This is a genomic window from Boseongicola sp. (assembly GCF_057460485.1).
The window spans coordinates 1-2,679 of the sequence record NZ_JBVCWP010000413.1; the positions used below are offsets into that span (position 1 = coordinate 1).

Consider the following 2,679-nt stretch of genomic DNA (forward strand, 5'->3'; position numbering starts at 1 on the left):
CTGATTTAAGCAGCCGGGCATTCTCGGCGGCAACACGTTGCGACAATGCCTGATGCCGGTTCATCGTTGGGGTTAACTTCCACAAATTTACCGCGAACAGCGAGGGCCTGAGCAAAACTCCGCAAACGCTGAACATCCTCCGTGCTCCGGGTAAGTCGGTCGAAGTTCTCTAGTATTGCTTGTGAAATCATCGGTCGAGCGCTTCTGAGAGGATGATCTTAAGTTTCTTCTTCATTGCCGCTATATCGGCTTCGGCTTTATTGAGATCTCTGATCAGCGTCTCTGGATCACCGTGGTCTTCGGCGACCGTATGGGGATTCTTTATGTCTAGGTTGTAGCCACGCTCCTCGACCTCCTTGGCTGTCACTTTCCACGCACGGTTGCCGTCCTTCCGGCCCCTGCGCGCCGTTCCACCCCAACCGGAGAAGCCTCACAGCAAAATCCCAACACGAAGAGGGCTGATTAGTCCGTCATAGCGACGGTGAATGTCGCTGCCGCGCCTCATCGAAGTGCCTCGCAGAAATACTCGCCCGGCAGGGACGAAACCGATGCGTCGCTATTTCTCTATCTGTTCGGGACAATCGACATCCTCGATGACGCAGCCCTCATCATCGAAGTCAACCGCGCAGCCCCGCTCTTCGTAGTAGTCCAGCGTACTCTTGCGCCATTCGGCACAAACACGTTTGCGCTCCGATGCCGGGACATCTACGCGGCCCCAGGGCCCATTCACGAACACCCCGCCGGGGCCGACATAGATATTCGCCCAAGGCGTCTTGAGGTCCACTTCCGCAAACGCCGGGCCGCTTGCGGGCGTAGCTATTGCCGCAACCAAAAAACCGACAGCTATCAGTATGTCTCGGTGCATTGGCTCTACCTCCCTGATCGCAACAACCCCGGCAGTTTAGCAACATTCACAGCAATGCGCCGCGCCTCATCGAAGGTTAGCACCTTGGCAATATCAGGCTTCCGGATTCCGATTGGCAAAGTAGTAAAGAGCAAGCGCGAAGTAGGTCGTGAACGTAAGGACTATTAGCCCCTGACCGAGTATGAGCGGTGCATCGCTGAGCGAGATGAACTTAAAAAGTACGATAAGGATGGCGGCATACCGAACGCTCATGCCGAAGAGGGACAGGTCACGCGACGACTTAGTGTGATAGATGCGCCGAATCTGGAGTACGATATCCACATTCAAGGCGATGTAGGACAGGAGCGTTAGAAGGTCGAGAAGCGCCATCTTGCGTGCCGAGACTACTTTGATTTTGCTGCGCCTATTTCACGCTTCAGAAACTCGGGCAACTTAACAACATTCACTGCAATGCGCCGACCCTCATCGAAGGTCAGAACCTTGGCGATGTCGGCTTCGGCCTTCGTCTCGCGAGCGTAGACCTAGGCAAGCGCTGACGGTTTGCGTCGAGCATCCTATAGCCGCCCGGTATTTGCTTGACCTGCTAAGGAGGGAACCGCCGGAGCGCTCTTTACCAGAAGGGATGCGGTACGAAATCCCGCCTTTGCCCTGCCTGTGTTGGCTTTATTTGCTGGTCTTGCGGGGGCTCTAACGTTGGCTCGGGCGTCTCAGCAACAGGCCTCGGTACCGCAGGTGCTGTTCTCCCCACATTGGCTGGCGCCGCAGCCACAGCCGTTGTCCGCGAAATGGTGCTCGGGGTGCCTGTGCGGGGCAGCGGCCGAGTCTCGGTGATTTCGGTTGGCCTATTGATCCCGGAGGTGGCTTTGGGTGCGGGAAGAGGGGCCATTAGGAGCATCATGCTAGCGATGTCCGTTCCAAATGCCGGCAAACGCTCAGGGGTAGCGTCTGACAATAACGAAACGCGTGTGAAGCCCGGAGCCGCACTAAGTGATGGACCGCTGGTCCCAATATGCTCCCCCAATACCTCCCCTCGCGCGGCTGCAGTCAATGTTATCGGACTTTGAGCGTCAGGCAGGATCGGCAACACCACCTCCGCTGGAGGGACTGACTTTGCCGCAAAGACCACGCTGATAGTAACGAGCATGACAGCAGCGATTGCAGGAGCCGAACCCAGTATCGGAAGCTTTGCCCAACGCACTTCAGCCACGCGCGGTGCGAGAGCGTGCGCACTCTCAGTAAGCCAAGGCGATCGGGTCAAGATTAGGCGGCCCGAGTAGTGCAGAAACCAAACAGCTCCGCTAACTAGGGCTCGACACGTTAAGAGCACGAGACGTATCAGCGACAGAGGGAGGAGCCTAGAAAACCAAATCACGCGCCGGTGCCTCATAAGGGGCACGCATTGGTTCAGATCTTCTTGCGAAAGCAGGTTATGGCGGCAACGCCATGCTCCATGCTTGTCAAGCTCCCGCTTGGCAGCAGAAACGACCTCTCTCAAGCGGAAGAAAGCCCATTTTACATAGGTAACGTCCGCATCGAAGCGACTAGCATAACTTACAAGACTCGACATAAATCGCTCCAGCCAATTGCGGTGGCGCGAAGGTCATCCTCTCAAGGGCTAAAGCTCTGAAAAGAAGGCTGGCCTATCGCGATCTGGCCCGCTGCTGCCAAGCGATGGAAGCGCAGAGCGATTAAGAAAGACTGAAGTTCAAACTTTTAAGGTTTTCACGCGGCCCGAATGTACTCGGTTGGGGGAAAAATCGCCTGTATGTGGCCCGCGATGTCTTGCTGCTGCGAGGCCATCTCGAACTTGTTCA

3 protein-coding genes are annotated in these 2,679 nt (G+C 56.2%); all 3 read right to left on the minus strand.

Features of this window, described 5'->3' with window-relative positions; all coding sequences use genetic code 11:
- Positions 1 to 187: 187 nt before the first annotated feature.
- Positions 188 to 367, minus strand: coding sequence for a hypothetical protein (locus AC221Y_RS22955; protein WP_462931939.1), 180 nt, complete (start codon positions 365 to 367; stop codon positions 188 to 190).
- A gap of 189 nt (positions 368 to 556) precedes the next feature.
- Entirely contained in the window at positions 557 to 865 is a 309-nt protein-coding gene (locus AC221Y_RS22960) for a hypothetical protein (protein WP_462931940.1), read from the minus strand.
- A gap of 93 nt (positions 866 to 958) precedes the next feature.
- Positions 959 to 1,234: a hypothetical protein gene (locus AC221Y_RS22965; protein WP_462931941.1), complete on the minus strand. Its 276-nt coding sequence runs from the start codon at positions 1,232 to 1,234 to the stop codon at positions 959 to 961.
- Positions 1,235 to 2,679: the final 1,445 nt, after the last annotated feature.

Excerpts from the sequence above, each read along its gene's own strand:
- AC221Y_RS22960 (WP_462931940.1), bottom strand. The coding sequence starts at position 865 with ATGCACCGAGACATACTGATAGCTGTCGGTTTTTTGGTTGCGGCAATA.
- AC221Y_RS22965 (WP_462931941.1), bottom strand. The coding sequence starts at position 1,234 with ATGGCGCTTCTCGACCTTCTAACGCTCCTGTCCTACATCGCCTTGAAT.